Here is a 14,119-nt window from a genome sequence, read left to right on the forward strand (position 1 = left end):
TTCGGTGTATTCACTCGCCCGATGGCGCCGTTTCGAGTGTCTCCGCGACGCCCGCAGCGGCTGCCGCAACGGTGTCGTAGTAGGTCGTACCGGCACTCCGGCAGCCCTTCGCGAGGTCAACGCGGACCGCGGCGTCGCCGAGAACGTCCGGTCTGACCGTCACCTTGCCGGCGGCACAGAGCCCCCGTTCGTCCGGAAGCCGGTACTCGATGATACCGCCGCCGCTGTCCGTCCGCTGCCACCCCGCGGGCGGGGTCGTCGGCAACCGCGCCGCGAGCGCCTCCGGGTCGGCGGCCGTCTCGACCTGGGATGGGTCCATACAATAGCCACGGCCCCGAGTCGTATGGGGGTTCCGGCACCCAGTGGGGCGGGTCGGCGCGTTCGGGTGACCGAAACCCATAGCCCGCTTCGCGACCGGTGTGTCGTATGGAACAGTCCGGGCGCTTCCGGGTGTACCGCGTTGTCGAGTCGGTCCCGCACATCAACCTCCAGGCCGTCGACTCGCCGACGTTGTACTCGGTCTACAGCTCCGGCTACCCTGACCGCCAGCCCGCGGTTGACGAGTTAGCGACCGGGGATCTGGTCGAGGCGACCCTCGAAGGCGACCCCGACGACGACGCCGAGCCGTGGCGGTTGGGGGCCGTCGAACGGGTCGGGCGGGTGCGAACCGCTTTCGCCACCGACGTCGACCCACCGGACCTCGCGCGGGCGTGCTGGACGTCCGGTCTGACGGAGCCGGCGTACGCCGTCGTGACCGAAGCCGACGAGCGGATCGGCGTCTGCGGGGTCCAGCCACGTGATCCGCTGCCGAACGGGGCGTTCGTGCCGAACGTGCTGACCGGGCTGCTCCCGCTCGAGCCCCGGTTCGACGCCGTCCCGGAGGTCGGTGACCCCGCCGTTGAGGCGGTGTTCCTCGATCCCGACCCCCCGGACGCGTCGTCGTACACGCACCCCTACGGCGTGGTCTTCCTGTTCACCCGGTCCGGAACGGCGTTCGCGGAACGGCTCCGTTCGGAGTACGCGTGCCCGCTGGACGCCGACACCCGGCCGACGTTCGACCCCTACGGGATCTGACCGGCGGGGCGAACTGAAAGACTCATACCGCTGCAGCGGGGTCTGAAACGCGAATGGGGACGGTGCGCCCGTTGCAGGAGTCCGATCGGGAGGCGGTCGCCGGGATCATCGCCGCTCACCTCGCCGAGGGGTGGTCGTACGACGTTCCCACCGGCGACCCGACGAGCGGCACGTTCGTCCGCGTCGCCGAGGCGGAGAGAGAGGGGGACGTCGTCGGAGTGATGGCGTTGAGCCTCTACGAGGAGCGGGCGGCCGTTCGCGACGCGATGCACCTGTTCGACGGCGCAGACCCGCTGTCGATACCTGACACGCCCCGGTACGGCCTCATCCACGCCGGATACGTGGCGCCGGACCACACCGGGGCGGGGGTTGGGAGCCGCCTGCTCGAACAGCTCCACGAGATCGGTCTCGCCGAGGGGGTGGCGGCGTTCGTCGCCGACGCGTGGTTCCACGGCGGTCCCGACTCGCCGGCACGGCTCCTGGCTGCCCACGGGTACGACATCGTCTCCACGCGGTCGATCGCCGGCCACACCGACGGGCCGTGTCCGAAGTGCGGGACGCCGTGTGTCTGTACGGCGGCGCTCGCGGTCCGTTCGGTCGACGGGTGAACAGAGCGCGGGCCGGGGGTCAGTCCCGCAGTCGGAGGACGGACCGTTCTTTCCCACCGGACTCGAGCATCACGTCCGACTGTTCGGCGAGCCATTCGGGGACGCCAGCGACGTGGTGGGCGTGGTCCCGCGGGCGCGCCTCCGGGTCGTCGTGGAGCCGTGCCGGCTCGGAGTAGTGTGTGATCGGCCGAACGTCGCCCCACGTGTCGCTGGCCGCCGCGAACCCCTCGCGGTAGGAGTGCCCGCGGGCAGTGAAGGTGTGGTGGTGGTAGTCGAACGTCACCGGGACCGCGACCGTCTCCGAGACGGCGTCGACGAGTTCGGTGACACCCCACAGCGAGTCCGTGTCGTCGTTCTCGACGACCAGTCGCTCGCGGGCGCGCGGCGCGAGGTCGTCGACAACCGCACAGAACCGCTCGGCGGTGGCCGACTTGTCGCCGTAGTGTGCCCCGATGTGGACATTGATCGCGTACCGTGGAGAGCGCGGCAGCCCCAGCAGGTCCAGCCACCGGCCGTGGTGTTCGACCGACTCGACGGACCGCTCAACCGTGTCCGCCGACTCGCTCGCGAGTTTGCACCAGTGGTCGGGGTGGAAGGTGAGCCGCATCCCGTTGTTCCGGACTAACGCCCCACATTGTGTCGCGAGCGAGGCGATCCGGTCGTAGTTTGGGAGTTCCGGTAGCTCGAACTGGGAGTTCCACGGGACGAGCGTCGAGCTACACCGGTAGAACCGGATCCCGTGGTCGATGTTCCACCGGAGGATCGCGCGGAGGTCCTCGAAGTTCCGCTCGGTCAGTTCTGCGACCCGGTCGATACCCTCCCGCTCCCACGTCCGTTTGCGTATGTCGCGGTTGCAGCGCCGGGGTGGGTCGTGCTCGCGGAGCGTCCGGTTCATGGCGGCGTAGCCAAACACAACGAGGGTTTCGGGCGCCGACATATAGACGCGTTCGGTCCCACGCGAGCAGCCGGCGGGTCAGAACGGCAGCCGGGGTTCCAACCGTGCCACCAGATCCCGAACCGCCTCCTGCTTGTAGTAGCCGATCGCAGAGGCCCCGATCACGACGCCGATCAGCGCCATCCCCTCGATGAACCGGCCGCTGGCGAGTTCGCCGCCGGCGTAGACCGTGAGCACGTACGCGGGGAGTCGCCCGACTGCGATAACCGCAATAAACGTCCGGAGCCGCCACTTCGTGAGCCCGCTGAGGAAACAGACCGCGTCGTCGGGGAGTCCGGGAATGATGACGAACGCAAACAGCCCCGGGACGCCAACGGTGTCAACGAAGTCGTCGAACCGTGTGACCACGTCCTCGTGGAGGATGTCCTCGACGAACGACCGGCCGTAGCGCTTCGAGAGGTTGAACGCAACCGTGCTCCCGATCAGGACGCCAGTGAGGCTGTAGACCGTCCCCCAGAGCGGGCCGAACAGGTAGCCCGCAACCAGGGCGACCACCTGGCCGGGGATCGGCGCGACCACGACCTGGGTCGCCTGGATCAGGACGAACACCAACGGCGCGAAGAGCCCGAACTGCGCGATCCAGGCCCGGAGCTCCGCGGCGGTGAACACGAATGGCGCGTACCGTCGGGCCCCGACGTAGAGTCCAAGGAAGACGAGCACCACGGCAACGAGGAGGATGACCCCGCGCCACCGGTCCCGGCTCGAAGAAAAGACGGGCATTCGCGTCGACAGTGGTCACACGGCGACTTGAGTCTTGTCTGTCGGTTCGGCCGCGCCGTCCGCGGCGGCCGGTAGACGGAGTCTCAACTGCCGATACGGAGTCGGTGTGGGAGGTCCACCACCCCACTGCAGTCGTGGAGTCCACAAATTTTTTTGATAGTTCACAACTATGTTCGGCCGTGACAGCGTGTCGAAACTGCGGGACATCGTTGGGAGCAAACGAATGGTTTTGCAACTACTGCGGTGAAGAACGGTCCGACTGTATCGAATGCGGCGAAAAGATCATCAACCACTCGTGTAAATCCTGTTCGGCCGCGCCCAACGCGCCCTGTGAGAACTGCGGAACGGAGATCAGTGCGGACCTGAGAGAGTGTCCCAGCTGCGGGTACGACGCCGGAGCGGACCACGAGGAGAAAGCCGAGCGGAACTCGCTCTCGAAATTAAAATACGTGGGCGGCGGGCTCGTGGCGCTCGTCGGTGTCGGCTGGGTGTTGATATCCATACTTCAGGGGATGGTAGGCGGCGGGATACTCGGCACGTTGTTCACCTGGTTTATGTGGCTCATCGTTCTCATCACTGCGGGGGTGTGGGTGCTCCTGGGGGGGAGCGTTTCGGTCCTGTCGAACAGTTATGCGAGTTATCAGGGCTCGAAAGCAGAGAAGGCGTCGGCTGCTGACGTCGACCGCGCCGAAAAGCTGCACCGGACCCAGGAGTACGTCAACGAGCAGCGGCGGAAGCGGGAACGGAAGGAACGGAAGAGGAAAGAACAGCGGAAGCAGACCTACGTCCAGTGTCCCGGGTGCGGGTGGAACGTCGAGATGGTCGTCGAGGGACAGGTGACGGATGTACAGGCGGACACCGGATCGTCGAACGCGGTCGACGCAGTCGGATCCGCGATCGACACGATTGGTGCGGACGAAACAAAGGAGTGTCCGTACTGTGACGCGACAGTGAAGGTGTCGACGGAACTGGTGTGAAAACCGCAGCGCAAAGGAATCCAGCGCCCCCACGGGGCCTAACTCGGCACACGGACGCGCGACACTGTCGGATCAGTCTTCCTCGACGTACGCCAGTTCCCCGTTGAACGCGCGTTCGAGGATCCGTTCGAGGTCGTCGGCGTCGGTGGTTCGGGGGTTGCCCGTCAGGCTTCCGTCGTCGAGCGCCTGCTCGGCCAGCCGGGGCGTCGCCGCCTGCTCGGCGTCCGTTTCGGCCAACGTCTCCGGGATCCGAACCGCATCCCCGACCCGGCGGACCGCGGCGACGGCCTTCCGGCCCTCGAGTGCGGCCGGCTTCGCGCGGTCGACGTCCTCGCCGAGCGCCTCGGCGATGTCGACCATCAGTTCGGGGACCTGCGGGAGGTTGTACTCCATCACGTACGGGAGGATGATCGCGTTCGCGAGGCCGTGGGGCACGCCGAAGCTGGCGCCGACCTGGTGGGAGATGGCGTGGACGGCGCCGAGCCCCGCGCCGTTGAACGCCATCCCCGCCTGCATGCTCGCCCGGGCCATCGCGGTGAGCGCCTCGCGGTCGCCGCCGCGGTACTCCACGGCGTGCGGCAGGTGGGCGCCGACCGTCTCGATCGAGTCCAGTGCCAGCGCCGACGTCGGGCTCTGGGCGTTGATCGAGACGTACGCCTCGATCGCGTGAGTGAGCACGTCCATCCCGGTTGCGGCTTTGACCGGTGCGGGCGCGCTCGCGGTCAGTTCCGGGTCAACAAGAGCGAGGTCCGCAAGCAGGTGCGGGTCGCCGATCTCCTCTTTCACGTCGGTGTCGCTGTCGGTGACGATGGTCCAGTGGCCGACCTCACTACCCGTGCCCGCGGTCGTGGGGACGTACGCGGTCGGGGGCGTTGGGTTCGGGACGTTGCCGCCGCCCTCGAACGTCAGGATATGGCCGTCGTTGGTCGCGAGAACGCTCGCCGCCTTCGCGGTGTCGATCGACGACCCGCCGCCGATGCCCATCATGAAGTCGCTGTCGGCCGCGGCGTAGGCGTCGGCCGCGGCGTGGACGACCTCGTCGGTCGGGTCGGGTTGGACGCCGGACCACACCTCGTACTCCAGGCCCGCCGCCGACAACGACTCGCGGACCGGGTCGAGCACGCCGGCGTTGAGGACGCCCTCGTCAGTGACGAGAAACGGCCGGGTGCCCCCGAGTTCCGCCACGTAGCTTCCGAGTTCCGATACGGCACCCCACCCGAACAGCATGCGGTTCGGGGCGTTCCAGGCTTCGAGTGACTCTGTCATGGGAAATGTCTCCGCTCCTCGGGTGGCCGGTCCCCCGAGGCGTTGTGTCCGGCCCGTCGTTAGTCCGCCACATCACTGTTCAGGCTCACATGAATGGGCTGTTAAATGGTGGTCCGGATCGTCTCCCGGCTCCGGGGTCCGGTCCCGGTCACTGGGGATCCAGCGGATACATTGGCCGCCGGACGTGTTCGTAGCTGAACGACGAGAGGTCGGGGCTGCACAGCCCCGGCGCCGACACTTCCTTGACGCCGCCGGCGATCGGGTCGAACGCCGCCCGGTAGTGGACGGTGCTTTTGAGCACCAACACCCGCTTTCGCTCGGGGACGATCCCGTGACTCCGGAACGCCTCGGGATCGTACGGCTGCTGGCGGTGTGAGGCGACGATCACGTCGATCCCGTCGACCGCGAGCACCGCTGTCCGCCCGAAGGAGACCTCAAGCCCCGTCGACATCGGTCCCTGGTTCCGGTAGGTGCCGTCGGAGAGGCGTCGGACGTGCCCCTCAACGGTGATCGGGTCGCCGTTGGGCTCGGTGTGACCGCCGAGGTCGACCGTGACCCGCTCGCCAACCCCTGTCTCGGCGGCCGCATCGACCGCGGCCGGATCGTAGATGGCGGCGACCGCAGCGTTCTCGACGCCCGCCTCCAGCAGCGCCGCGAGGAGCACGGTGCCGTCCTGGGCGCTCCCGCCGCCGGGGTTGTCCGCGATGTCTGCGAGCACCAGCGGGTCGGTCCGGTCCCACGCTGCGGCCGCCGCGACGGCGTCGTCGACACTCGTGTACGTCCGGTCGAACTCGTGGCGCCGATCCGCCGCGGCCGCCGCGAGGTCGGTGCACGCGCCGGCCGCCTCGCTCGCTGCGGACTCGTCGGCCACACCGACGACGCTGAATCCGGCCTCGGGGACGTCGGCGTGGGCGAACCCGCCGAGCACCGACACGTCCGGGATCCGGTCGGATTCGGCGTCGGCCGCGGTCGCGAGAAGCGACGCCATCGGCTCAGCGGCGGTCTGCAGCGGCGGCAGCGGCGGGAGCAGCGGCGCACGGTCGATCACGATCGTCGGCTCCAGGCTCCCGTCCAGGGTCGCCGCCATCGCCCGGGCAGCCGTTTCGCCGGTGTTGCCGATGTCGACGTGGGGGTAGGTGTCGTACCCGAAGAGGCCGTCGGCGTGGTCGACCATCCGGTCGGAGACGTTGGCGTGGAGGTCGAGCGTCGCCATCACCGGAACGTCGTCGCCCGCGACCGACCGCACCGATTCGAGGATGTGGCCGTCGCCGTCGCGGTGGCGTTCGCTCACCATCGCGCCGTGGAGTCCCAGCAGGATCGCGTCGGGGTCGTGAGCGTCGATTCCATCGAGGATTCGGTCGAGAAACGACGAGAACGCGTCGTGGGTGACAACCCCACCTGGGGTGGCGTTGGCCGCGACCGTTGGGACAACCTCCCATCCCTCCTCGTCGGCCACCCGGAGGAAGCCGCCGAGGTCGGTGTTGGTGTCGCGGAACTCCGGGACGATCGCCTCGCCCCTGAACAGCGAGGTCGACGCGAACTCCTCGTGGCCGGTCGACAGCGACGAGAACGTGTTCGTCTCGTGTTTGAGCCGGGCGAGCAGGACGGTGTCGGTCATCGGTACGGCTCCGCCAGCTCGTCGAACTCGACCACCACGCTGTCGACCGTGGTGAACGCGTCGGCGCCCTCGAGGCCGCCTTCCCGGCCGAGTCCGCTCTCTTTGTTGCCGCCCCACGGGCTCTGCGGCATCGAGACCGGGTAGGTGTTGACCGCGACGAGGCCGTGGTCCAGCCGCCGGGCCAGCCGCGTCGCGTCCAGCCCCTCGGTCCAGACAGCCGCCGCGAGCGCGTACGGCGAGTCGTTGGCGACCGCGATCGCGTCGTCGGTCGATTCGACGGGGATGACCGAGAGCACGGGCCCGAAGATCTCCTCGCAGCCGACCGCCATGTCGGTCTCGACGTCGTCGAGGATGGTCGGTTCGACGAACGTGCCGTCGGCGAGGGCAGGGTCGTCCGGGACGCCGCCGCCGGTCAGGAGCGTCGCACCATCCTGTACGGCGCCGTCGACGTAGCCGAGGATCTCCTCGCGGGCGTGCTCGGAGATCACCGGTCCCATATCGGTGTCGGGGTCGGTTCCGGGGCCGAGGGTGATGCGCTCGGCCTTGTTCACCAGTTTCTCCACGAGGTCGTCGTGGACGGACTCGTGGACCAGACACCGCGAGGTCGCCACGCAGTTCTGACCGGCGTTCGAGAAGATCCCGGCGACGACTCCCCGGGCGGCGTTCTCGAGGTCGGCGTCGGGGAGGACAAGGGCGGGCGACTTCCCGCCGAGTTCGACGTCGACGTGGGTGATGTGTTCTGCGGCGTCTTCAAGTACGCCGCGGCCGACACCGGTCGAGCCGGTGAACGTGATCGCGTCGACATCGGTGTGCGACGTGAACGCCGACCCGACCGCGCTGCCCGGCCCGGCCACGACGTTCACGACGCCGTCGGGTAGCGCCTCGACGAGGTGCTCGCCGACCCACATCGTCGTCAGCGGGGCGTGGCTCGGCGGCTTCGCCACCACCGTGTTGCCGGTCGAAAGCGCCGCCGCGATGCCCCGTGTGCCCAACAGCAGCGGGTAGTTCCACGGGATGATGTGCGCGGTGACGCCGTAGGGGGTTCGGCGGGTGTAGTTCAGGCGGTTCGCGGCGGTCGGGATCGTGTCGCCGCGTACCTTGTCGGCGACGCCCGCGTAGAACCGGAACTGCGCGGCTGTCTCGGCGACCTCGCCTTCGGCCGTCGCGAGGCATTTGCCGGTCTCCTCGGAGAGAAGCGCCGCGATGGCGTCGGCATCGGCTTCGATCCGGTCTGCGACCGTCCGGAGCGCCCGCTCGCGGTCACCGGGGGCGGTCCGTTCCCACCCGTCGGCCGCGCCGCTGGCGGCCGCGATTGCGGCATCGGCGTCCGAGGCGTCGCCGCGCGCAACCCGGCCAACGGGGTCGCCCGTCGCCGGGTCGGTAACCTCAATGCTGCCGGCGGTCGACCGCGCGCCGCCGTCGATGAACAGGTCGTATGAGTGCACACTCTCTCCTCGCGGAGTCCCGTGGTAAACCTTACCGGGTGGATGTGTGAGTGTTTAAATTCGAGCCGTCCCGGCGGGGCCGTGTGTAGTTACGCGACGACCGACCGGAGAACCGCCGGTGGGTGGGAGTCCCGCCGGAAGCCGGCGCGGAGCGCCGGCGATGGAACGAGCGAGACGTCGATCGACCCGAAGCGTCCATCCGAACTGGACGAGGCCGCGGTCTCGCCGATCGAGAGCGCGTGCGGTCCCGAGGTGATCGCTCCGTCATCATCATGGCTGTTGCTCGTGAACTACCCTACCCCGGCGCGACGGCCGACGTATAGGTGGCCGCAAACCCACGGGCGAACTACTATACTCCGATAGCAACGTGAGTGGTGCGATGGCCACACTTTCGGAGTACGACGACGTCCGCGTCGTCTGGACGGACCTCAACGGCGTCGCCCGCGGCATCACGCTGCCCGGCGAGCAGGCCGCAGCCGCCTGCGAAGACGGGGTCGGGTTCGCGAACGGCGTCGCGGAACTGACGCTTGACCCTGGGCTTCTCGACGACCCGCGGTACGGTGCGGAAAGCGGGGACATGCTCGCGATTCCTGACACCGACTCGGTGCGGCCCGTGGCGTGGGCCGACGACACCGCAGCCGTCTTTGCCGACCTGACCGACGTCGGCGGAACCCGGTTCGATCTCTGTGCCCGCAGCGCGCTCCGCGGCATCCTCGAAGAGCTCGAAGACGAGGGGTACCGCGCGATGGCGGGGGTCGAAAGCGAGTTCTCCGTGCTTTCGCCCGACGGCGACGGCGGGTGGGAGCCGTACAACGATCGGTGTTCCTACGACCTCAGCGCCGTCGACACGGCGTCGGCGCTCATCGACGGCTGGATCAACGCGATGGAGGCCGCGGGTCACGACGTCCTCGGTGTCCACCAGGAGTCCCAACCCGGCCAGTACGAGGTCAACCTCGCGTACGACAACGCGCTGACCACCGCCGACGGGATCTGTTTTTTCCGGCACATGCTCAAGTCGGTCACCCGCCGGCACGGCCACAAGGCGTCGCTGATGCCGCGGCCCTACACTGGAGAAGACGCAAACGGGCTGCATTTCCACCTCTCGCTGTGGGATCTCGAGGGGTCCGAAAACGCGTTCCGGAGCGACGACGACGACATCGACTTCCCCGCCGGAAAACACCCGTCCGGGTCGGGACTCTCGGAGACCGGCCGCCACTTCGTCGGCGGCCTCCTGGACCACATGAAGGCGCTGACCGCGATCTGTGCGCCGACAGTCAACTCCTACAAGCGGCTGTTGCCCGGGATCTGGGCCCCGGTCAACATCGCGTGGGGCCCCGACAACCGGTCGACGGTCCTGCGGCTCCCGCCGGAGTTGGGGTCGGCCACGCGGATCGAACACCGGGTGCCTGATTCGGCGTGTAACCCCTACCTCGGGCTGGCAGCGTCACTGGCGGCGGGGCTGGACGGGATTCGAAACGAGACCGATCCCGGCGACCCGACGACGAAGAACGCCTACGAGGAGTCCTACGAGCGCCTCCCACGGACGTTGTGGGCAGCGCTCGACCACCTGGCGGATGACGACGTACTGGAAGCGGCGCTGGGGCCCGCGCTTGTGGAGTCGTTCGTGACGCTCAAACGCGACGAGTTCGACCGCTCGATGGATCAGGTGTCGGCGTGGGAGCGCGAGGAGTATCTCGACGAGTTCTAGTTCCGCTGTCGCCGCGGCGCGCCGCGTGCCTCCGGTGTCGGCCGATCGAGCATCGGAGCGACGGCTTGGAGGATCTTCGCCTCCGACCGCCGGAGGTGTTCACCCACCGTGGAGGTGTTCGCGTCGTCGAGCGCGGCCAACTCCTCGATGTTACACGACCGCGGCGAGTCGTAGTACCCCTCCTCGATCGCCCGGGAGAGCACTTCGAGCTGTCGGGGCGAAAGCTCCTGAACCGCCTGCTTGATCCCGGTGAGGTCGGTTAGCAACGCGTCGAGGTCCGGCGAACAGAGCGAATCGACGTTGACCGAGCCGATCTCGCGGAGCTCGTCGTGGGCTGTGCTGACCCGTTCGTGACTCGACGCGAGAACGCTCCAGTGCTCCCGTCCGTTGGCCACCGTTGCGGGGATCGTGGGAAAGCAGTCGTTCCGGAGTAGCACGTTCAGTACCGGTTCGGTGTCGGTGTCGTAGTCGCCGGCGAGACTGATGAACGCCTTCCGGCGCGTCTCGTCGTACGTGACGAGCTGGCTCGAGTTCATCACCGCGTGGGATCCGAGCCACTCGACCAGCCCATCGAGCAGGCTCTCGTCGATGCCAGCAGTCTCGATCATGGTGATGCTGGTGCCGGCAATCCGGTAGGAGTAGATGATCGTCGCCCGGAGATCCGGGTACGACTCAACTAAGTCTGCGGTCCAGCACCCGTGGTGTTTGATACTGAACGTGTATTCGAGCATGGTGTGGTCCGTCTATAGGTGTGTGAACTCAACTCGCTTGGGTACATATGCGTGTCGGGAGTCCGCTGTTGATACGGTCGGCTATCGTCACGTGACGGATGTCGACACTCCGGGGTGTCGACATCCGTCACGTGGTATAACCAACCGAGACGGATGCCCGTCCCTCCTGACGGGGGCTCGAGCCTCACTCCCCGGTGTCGTCCTTTCGGTACTCGATCACAATCGCCCCCACGACCAGGAGAATCGAGACGTAGAAGATCAGCGACGCCACAGCGGGCACCACCGGCGTGAACCCCTGGGTCATCCGGCCGTGGATCCAGGTGGTGATCGTGCTCTGCGGGCCGGAGAGATACGACACGATGTAGTAGTTGTTCCACGACAACACGAACGCGAAGATGGCGCCGGAGACCACGCCGTCGGCGACCAGCGGGAAGAGCACCCGTCGGTAGAGCGTGAGGGTGTCGGCTCCGAGATCCCGAGCCGCCTCCTCGGTGTTCGGGTCGATTCCGAGCGCGGTAATGGAGACAACGAACATCACGATCGGGGAGATCCACACGAGTTCGCCGATGATCGAAGGGACGAGTCCGTAGCCGAGCCCGATCTGGCTCGCCCACATCGACATCCCAAGCCCCAGCAGGATCAGCGGGAAGAAGATGGGGAGCAGCGCGATCAGTTTGAACGACTCGCGGTACGGGAACTCATAGCGGGTGTACGCGAGCGCCGCCGCCGTCCCGATGATCGTACTCAGGACGGTGACCGGGACCGAGATGAACAGCGTGTTCGTGAACGCCCGGCGGATGCTACCCGAGGACAGCGCCGCGTTGTACCACCCGAGGGTGAACTGGTAGTCGACGATCGAGAAGAACCGGCCGTCGTAGAACGACGCGATCACGAGGCTCACGAGCGGGATCATCAGAAACAGCGCCACGAGGGTGACGTAGCCGTACCAGATCCACCCCGACGACCGGCCGCCGAAGCTGAGGGTGCGTGTTGACATGTTCAGTCCCCCCGTTCGGCGATCTCACGCAGATCGATTGTCCGAAGGATGACGATCCCCGACACCACGGTGATGAGGAGCAACCCGACCGCCTGTGTCGACCCCAGCGGCCAGTTCTGGGAGTAGCCGAAGGAGTACTGGATGTTGCTCGCAATTGTGAAGATCGATCCGCCGCCGAGGATTTCGGCTTCGACGTTTGCCCCGAGGCTCAAAACGAAGACGAACAGCGACCCGATCACGATCCCGGGCTTGCTCAGCGGCAGCAGGATCCGCCGGAACAGCGTGTAGCTGCTCGCGCCGAGGTCCTCTGCGGCCTCAATGGTGGCGTCTTCGATGCTCAGCATAGAGAGGTAGATCGGGAACAGCATGAACGGCAGATACACGTACGTTGTCCCCAGGATGATCGTCGAGCGTTGGTACATCAGCGACGCGTACTCCTCGATCCCGAACAGCCCGACAATGCTGTCGAGCACCCCGTTCTGAACGAGAAACAGCGCCCACCCGAACACCCGGATGTTCACGCTGGTGAAAAGCGGGATGATGAGGAGCATCAGAAAGACCAGCTTGTACCGTTTGATCCGCCGTGCAAGCGCGTACGCCGCTGGATACGACACGATCAACGTCAGGGCTGTCGTGGTGGCGCTCACCGCGACGGTGTTGACGAGGACGTCGCCGTAGACCCCTTCCCCGGAGATCACCCCGCCGACGACCTCCTCATAGGTGGCGATCGACCACTCGAGGGGGGTTGCGACGATGCTGTTGCCGGTCTGGAACGAGAAGACGACGATCGCCACCATCGGTCCGACAAACATCACAAGCAACAGGAGGCTCATCGGGACCAGGAGGATCCACGGCGGGGCGAGCAACTCGACGACCCCACCCTCGGAGGCACCGGACCGACCCAGCCGGGTTCGAAGCCGCTGTAGCGTCGACATCGGGATCACTCCGGCACCAGGATGGATTTCGAGGCGTTCCACTGGAGGTACGCCGTGTCGCCCTTCTCGATGCCGGTGGCTCTGAACGCGTCGACCGGCATCTCCGCGACGTACTCGTCGTCGTCTCCAGGCTGCTTGCACTCGACTAACACGGTGTTTCCACGAACGAGGACGTTCTCGACCGCGACTGTGAGCCCGAGGTCCGCCGTCAGTTCGGTCCCAACGGCGGTGTCGTCGTACCGGACGACCAGGTACGCCGGCGTGTCGCGGCCGTCCTCGTACGGCACCGTCGTCGTCTGATCGAAGGGTGCCGCGTGGACCTCGTAGCTGCCGTCGCGTTCGGTCGCGCCGTCGAGCTCGAACGTGTTCGCGTCGCCCATGAACTCCGCGATGAACTTGGTGTTGGGCGCCCGGTAGATGTCCTCGGGAGAGCCGGTTTGGATGATGTTCCCGTTCTCGAGGACGAACAGCTTGTCACTCATCAGAAGCGCCGACTCCAGCGAGTGGGTGACGTAGATGAACGTCATCCCCAACTCCTCGTTGAGATCCGCCAGCTCGCGCTGGAGCCGCTTCCGGAGGACGTAATCCAGCGACGCCAGCGGCTCGTCGAGCAGTAGAATGTCGGGTTCGTACGCGAGCGACCGCGCGAGGGCGACGCGCTGTTTCTGGCCGCCGGAGAGTTCCGTTGCCTGCTTGTCGGCGTGGATCTCGGGGTCGAGCCGGACCTGCCGAAGCAGTTCCTCGACGCGGTCGCCGACCTCCAGCCCGCTGTTCCGCATCGGGAACTCGATGTTCTCTCTGACGGTCATGTGCGGGAACAGCGCCCACGACTGGAACACCAGACTCGTCGGCCGGTTCTGGGGTTCAGCGTCGGTGATGTCGACCCCGTCGAGTTCGATCCGTCCGTCGGTCGGCGCCTGATGCCCCGCGAGCATCCTGAGCAGTGTCGTCTTCCCGCACCCGCTGGGGCCGACGATGGTGGCGAACTCGCCGGTTTCGATCCGGATATCCACGTCGTTGACCGCCACGAGCGCCCCATACTCCGCCCTGAGATTCGTTGATTGTAGCATTTGAAGAAGGTCAGA

14 protein-coding genes are annotated in these 14,119 nt (G+C 67.0%); 4 read left to right on the forward strand and 10 right to left on the reverse strand.

The window, feature by feature from the left end; all coding sequences use genetic code 11:
- Positions 1-10: 10 nt before the first annotated feature.
- Complete coding sequence (locus IEX72_RS04285; RefSeq protein ID WP_188786144.1) at positions 11-319, reverse strand: hypothetical protein; 309 nt, start codon at positions 317-319, stop codon at positions 11-13.
- A gap of 107 nt (positions 320-426) precedes the next feature.
- On the opposite strand from IEX72_RS04285, the gene IEX72_RS04290 reads away from it, so the two are divergent.
- A complete protein-coding gene (locus IEX72_RS04290) occupies positions 427-1,074 on the forward strand; it encodes a hypothetical protein (protein WP_188786145.1) in 648 nt (215 codons plus the stop codon).
- 53 nt (positions 1,075-1,127) lie between these two features.
- Positions 1,128-1,682, forward strand: coding sequence for a GNAT family N-acetyltransferase (locus IEX72_RS04295; protein ID WP_188786146.1), 555 nt, complete (start codon positions 1,128-1,130; stop codon positions 1,680-1,682).
- 19 nt (positions 1,683-1,701) lie between these two features.
- Here the strand turns inward: IEX72_RS04295 and uvsE are convergent, their stop codons facing one another.
- A complete protein-coding gene (gene uvsE / locus IEX72_RS04300; protein ID WP_188786202.1) occupies positions 1,702-2,595 on the reverse strand; it encodes a UV DNA damage repair endonuclease UvsE in 894 nt (297 codons plus the stop codon).
- Positions 2,596-2,655: 60 nt separating this feature from the next.
- Positions 2,656-3,357: a TVP38/TMEM64 family protein gene (locus IEX72_RS04305; protein WP_188786147.1), complete on the reverse strand. Its 702-nt coding sequence runs from the start codon at positions 3,355-3,357 to the stop codon at positions 2,656-2,658.
- Between the two features lie 179 nt (positions 3,358-3,536).
- Here IEX72_RS04305 and IEX72_RS04310 point away from each other — a divergent pair, with 179 nt between their 5' ends.
- Positions 3,537-4,334: a zinc ribbon domain-containing protein gene (locus IEX72_RS04310; protein WP_188786148.1), complete on the forward strand. Its 798-nt coding sequence runs from the start codon at positions 3,537-3,539 to the stop codon at positions 4,332-4,334.
- Between the two features lie 72 nt (positions 4,335-4,406).
- Here IEX72_RS04310 and IEX72_RS04315 read toward each other — a convergent pair whose 3' ends face one another.
- The 3 genes from IEX72_RS04315 to IEX72_RS04325 all read right to left on the reverse strand — a co-directional run bounded on the left by IEX72_RS04315 (position 4,407) and on the right by IEX72_RS04325 (position 8,663).
- Positions 4,407-5,600: an iron-containing alcohol dehydrogenase family protein gene (locus IEX72_RS04315; protein WP_188786149.1), complete on the reverse strand. Its 1,194-nt coding sequence runs from the start codon at positions 5,598-5,600 to the stop codon at positions 4,407-4,409.
- Positions 5,601-5,748: 148 nt separating this feature from the next.
- Positions 5,749-7,218, reverse strand: coding sequence for a M81 family metallopeptidase (locus IEX72_RS04320; protein ID WP_188786150.1), 1,470 nt, complete (start codon positions 7,216-7,218; stop codon positions 5,749-5,751).
- Positions 7,215-8,663, reverse strand: coding sequence for an aldehyde dehydrogenase family protein (locus IEX72_RS04325; protein ID WP_188786151.1), 1,449 nt, complete (start codon positions 8,661-8,663; stop codon positions 7,215-7,217). Before IEX72_RS04325 ends, IEX72_RS04320 begins: the two co-directional genes overlap by 4 nt.
- Before the next feature lie 379 nt (positions 8,664-9,042).
- On the opposite strand from IEX72_RS04325, the gene IEX72_RS04330 reads away from it, so the two are divergent.
- Positions 9,043-10,371, forward strand: a complete 1,329-nt coding sequence (locus IEX72_RS04330) for a glutamine synthetase family protein (protein WP_188786152.1) — start codon at positions 9,043-9,045, stop codon at positions 10,369-10,371.
- On the opposite strand, the gene IEX72_RS04335 is transcribed toward IEX72_RS04330, so the two are convergent.
- The 4 genes from IEX72_RS04335 to IEX72_RS04350 form a co-directional block, all read right to left on the reverse strand.
- Complete coding sequence (locus IEX72_RS04335; RefSeq protein ID WP_188786153.1) at positions 10,368-11,102, reverse strand: helix-turn-helix domain-containing protein; 735 nt, start codon at positions 11,100-11,102, stop codon at positions 10,368-10,370. The two genes, IEX72_RS04330 and IEX72_RS04335, sit on opposite strands and share 4 nt — an antisense overlap.
- Positions 11,103-11,286: 184 nt before the next feature.
- Positions 11,287-12,099 carry an ABC transporter permease gene (locus IEX72_RS04340; protein WP_188786154.1) on the reverse strand — a complete coding sequence of 271 codons (813 nt, stop codon included), beginning with the start codon at positions 12,097-12,099 and terminating at the stop codon, positions 11,287-11,289.
- Positions 12,100-12,101: 2 nt separating this feature from the next.
- Positions 12,102-13,034: an ABC transporter permease gene (locus tag IEX72_RS04345; RefSeq protein WP_188786155.1), complete on the reverse strand. Its 933-nt coding sequence runs from the start codon at positions 13,032-13,034 to the stop codon at positions 12,102-12,104.
- A gap of 5 nt (positions 13,035-13,039) precedes the next feature.
- The gene (locus IEX72_RS04350) at positions 13,040-14,104 is read right to left on the reverse strand and encodes an ABC transporter ATP-binding protein (RefSeq protein ID WP_188786156.1); all 1,065 of its coding nucleotides are present in this window, start codon (positions 14,102-14,104) and stop codon (positions 13,040-13,042) included.
- Between the last annotated feature and the right edge of the window lie 15 nt (positions 14,105-14,119).

This window comes from Halobellus salinus, assembly GCF_014646875.1.
Lineage (GTDB): Archaea > Halobacteriota > Halobacteria > Halobacteriales > Haloferacaceae > Haloquadratum > Haloquadratum salinum.

Coding starts and splice junctions, on each gene's coding strand:
- IEX72_RS04330 (WP_188786152.1), top strand. CDS start 9,043: ATGGCCACACTTTCGGAGTACGACGACGTCCGCGTCGTCTGGACGGAC.
- IEX72_RS04340 (WP_188786154.1), bottom strand. CDS start 12,099: ATGTCAACACGCACCCTCAGCTTCGGCGGCCGGTCGTCGGGGTGGATC.
- IEX72_RS04320 (WP_188786150.1), bottom strand. CDS start 7,218: ATGACCGACACCGTCCTGCTCGCCCGGCTCAAACACGAGACGAACACG.
- IEX72_RS04335 (WP_188786153.1), bottom strand. CDS start 11,102: ATGCTCGAATACACGTTCAGTATCAAACACCACGGGTGCTGGACCGCA.
- IEX72_RS04315 (WP_188786149.1), bottom strand. CDS start 5,600: ATGACAGAGTCACTCGAAGCCTGGAACGCCCCGAACCGCATGCTGTTC.
- IEX72_RS04350 (WP_188786156.1), bottom strand. CDS start 14,104: ATGCTACAATCAACGAATCTCAGGGCGGAGTATGGGGCGCTCGTGGCG.
- IEX72_RS04295 (WP_188786146.1), top strand. CDS start 1,128: ATGGGGACGGTGCGCCCGTTGCAGGAGTCCGATCGGGAGGCGGTCGCC.
- IEX72_RS04345 (WP_188786155.1), bottom strand. CDS start 13,034: ATGTCGACGCTACAGCGGCTTCGAACCCGGCTGGGTCGGTCCGGTGCC.
- IEX72_RS04290 (WP_188786145.1), top strand. CDS start 427: ATGGAACAGTCCGGGCGCTTCCGGGTGTACCGCGTTGTCGAGTCGGTC.
- IEX72_RS04305 (WP_188786147.1), bottom strand. CDS start 3,357: ATGCCCGTCTTTTCTTCGAGCCGGGACCGGTGGCGCGGGGTCATCCTC.
- IEX72_RS04285 (WP_188786144.1), bottom strand. CDS start 319: ATGGACCCATCCCAGGTCGAGACGGCCGCCGACCCGGAGGCGCTCGCG.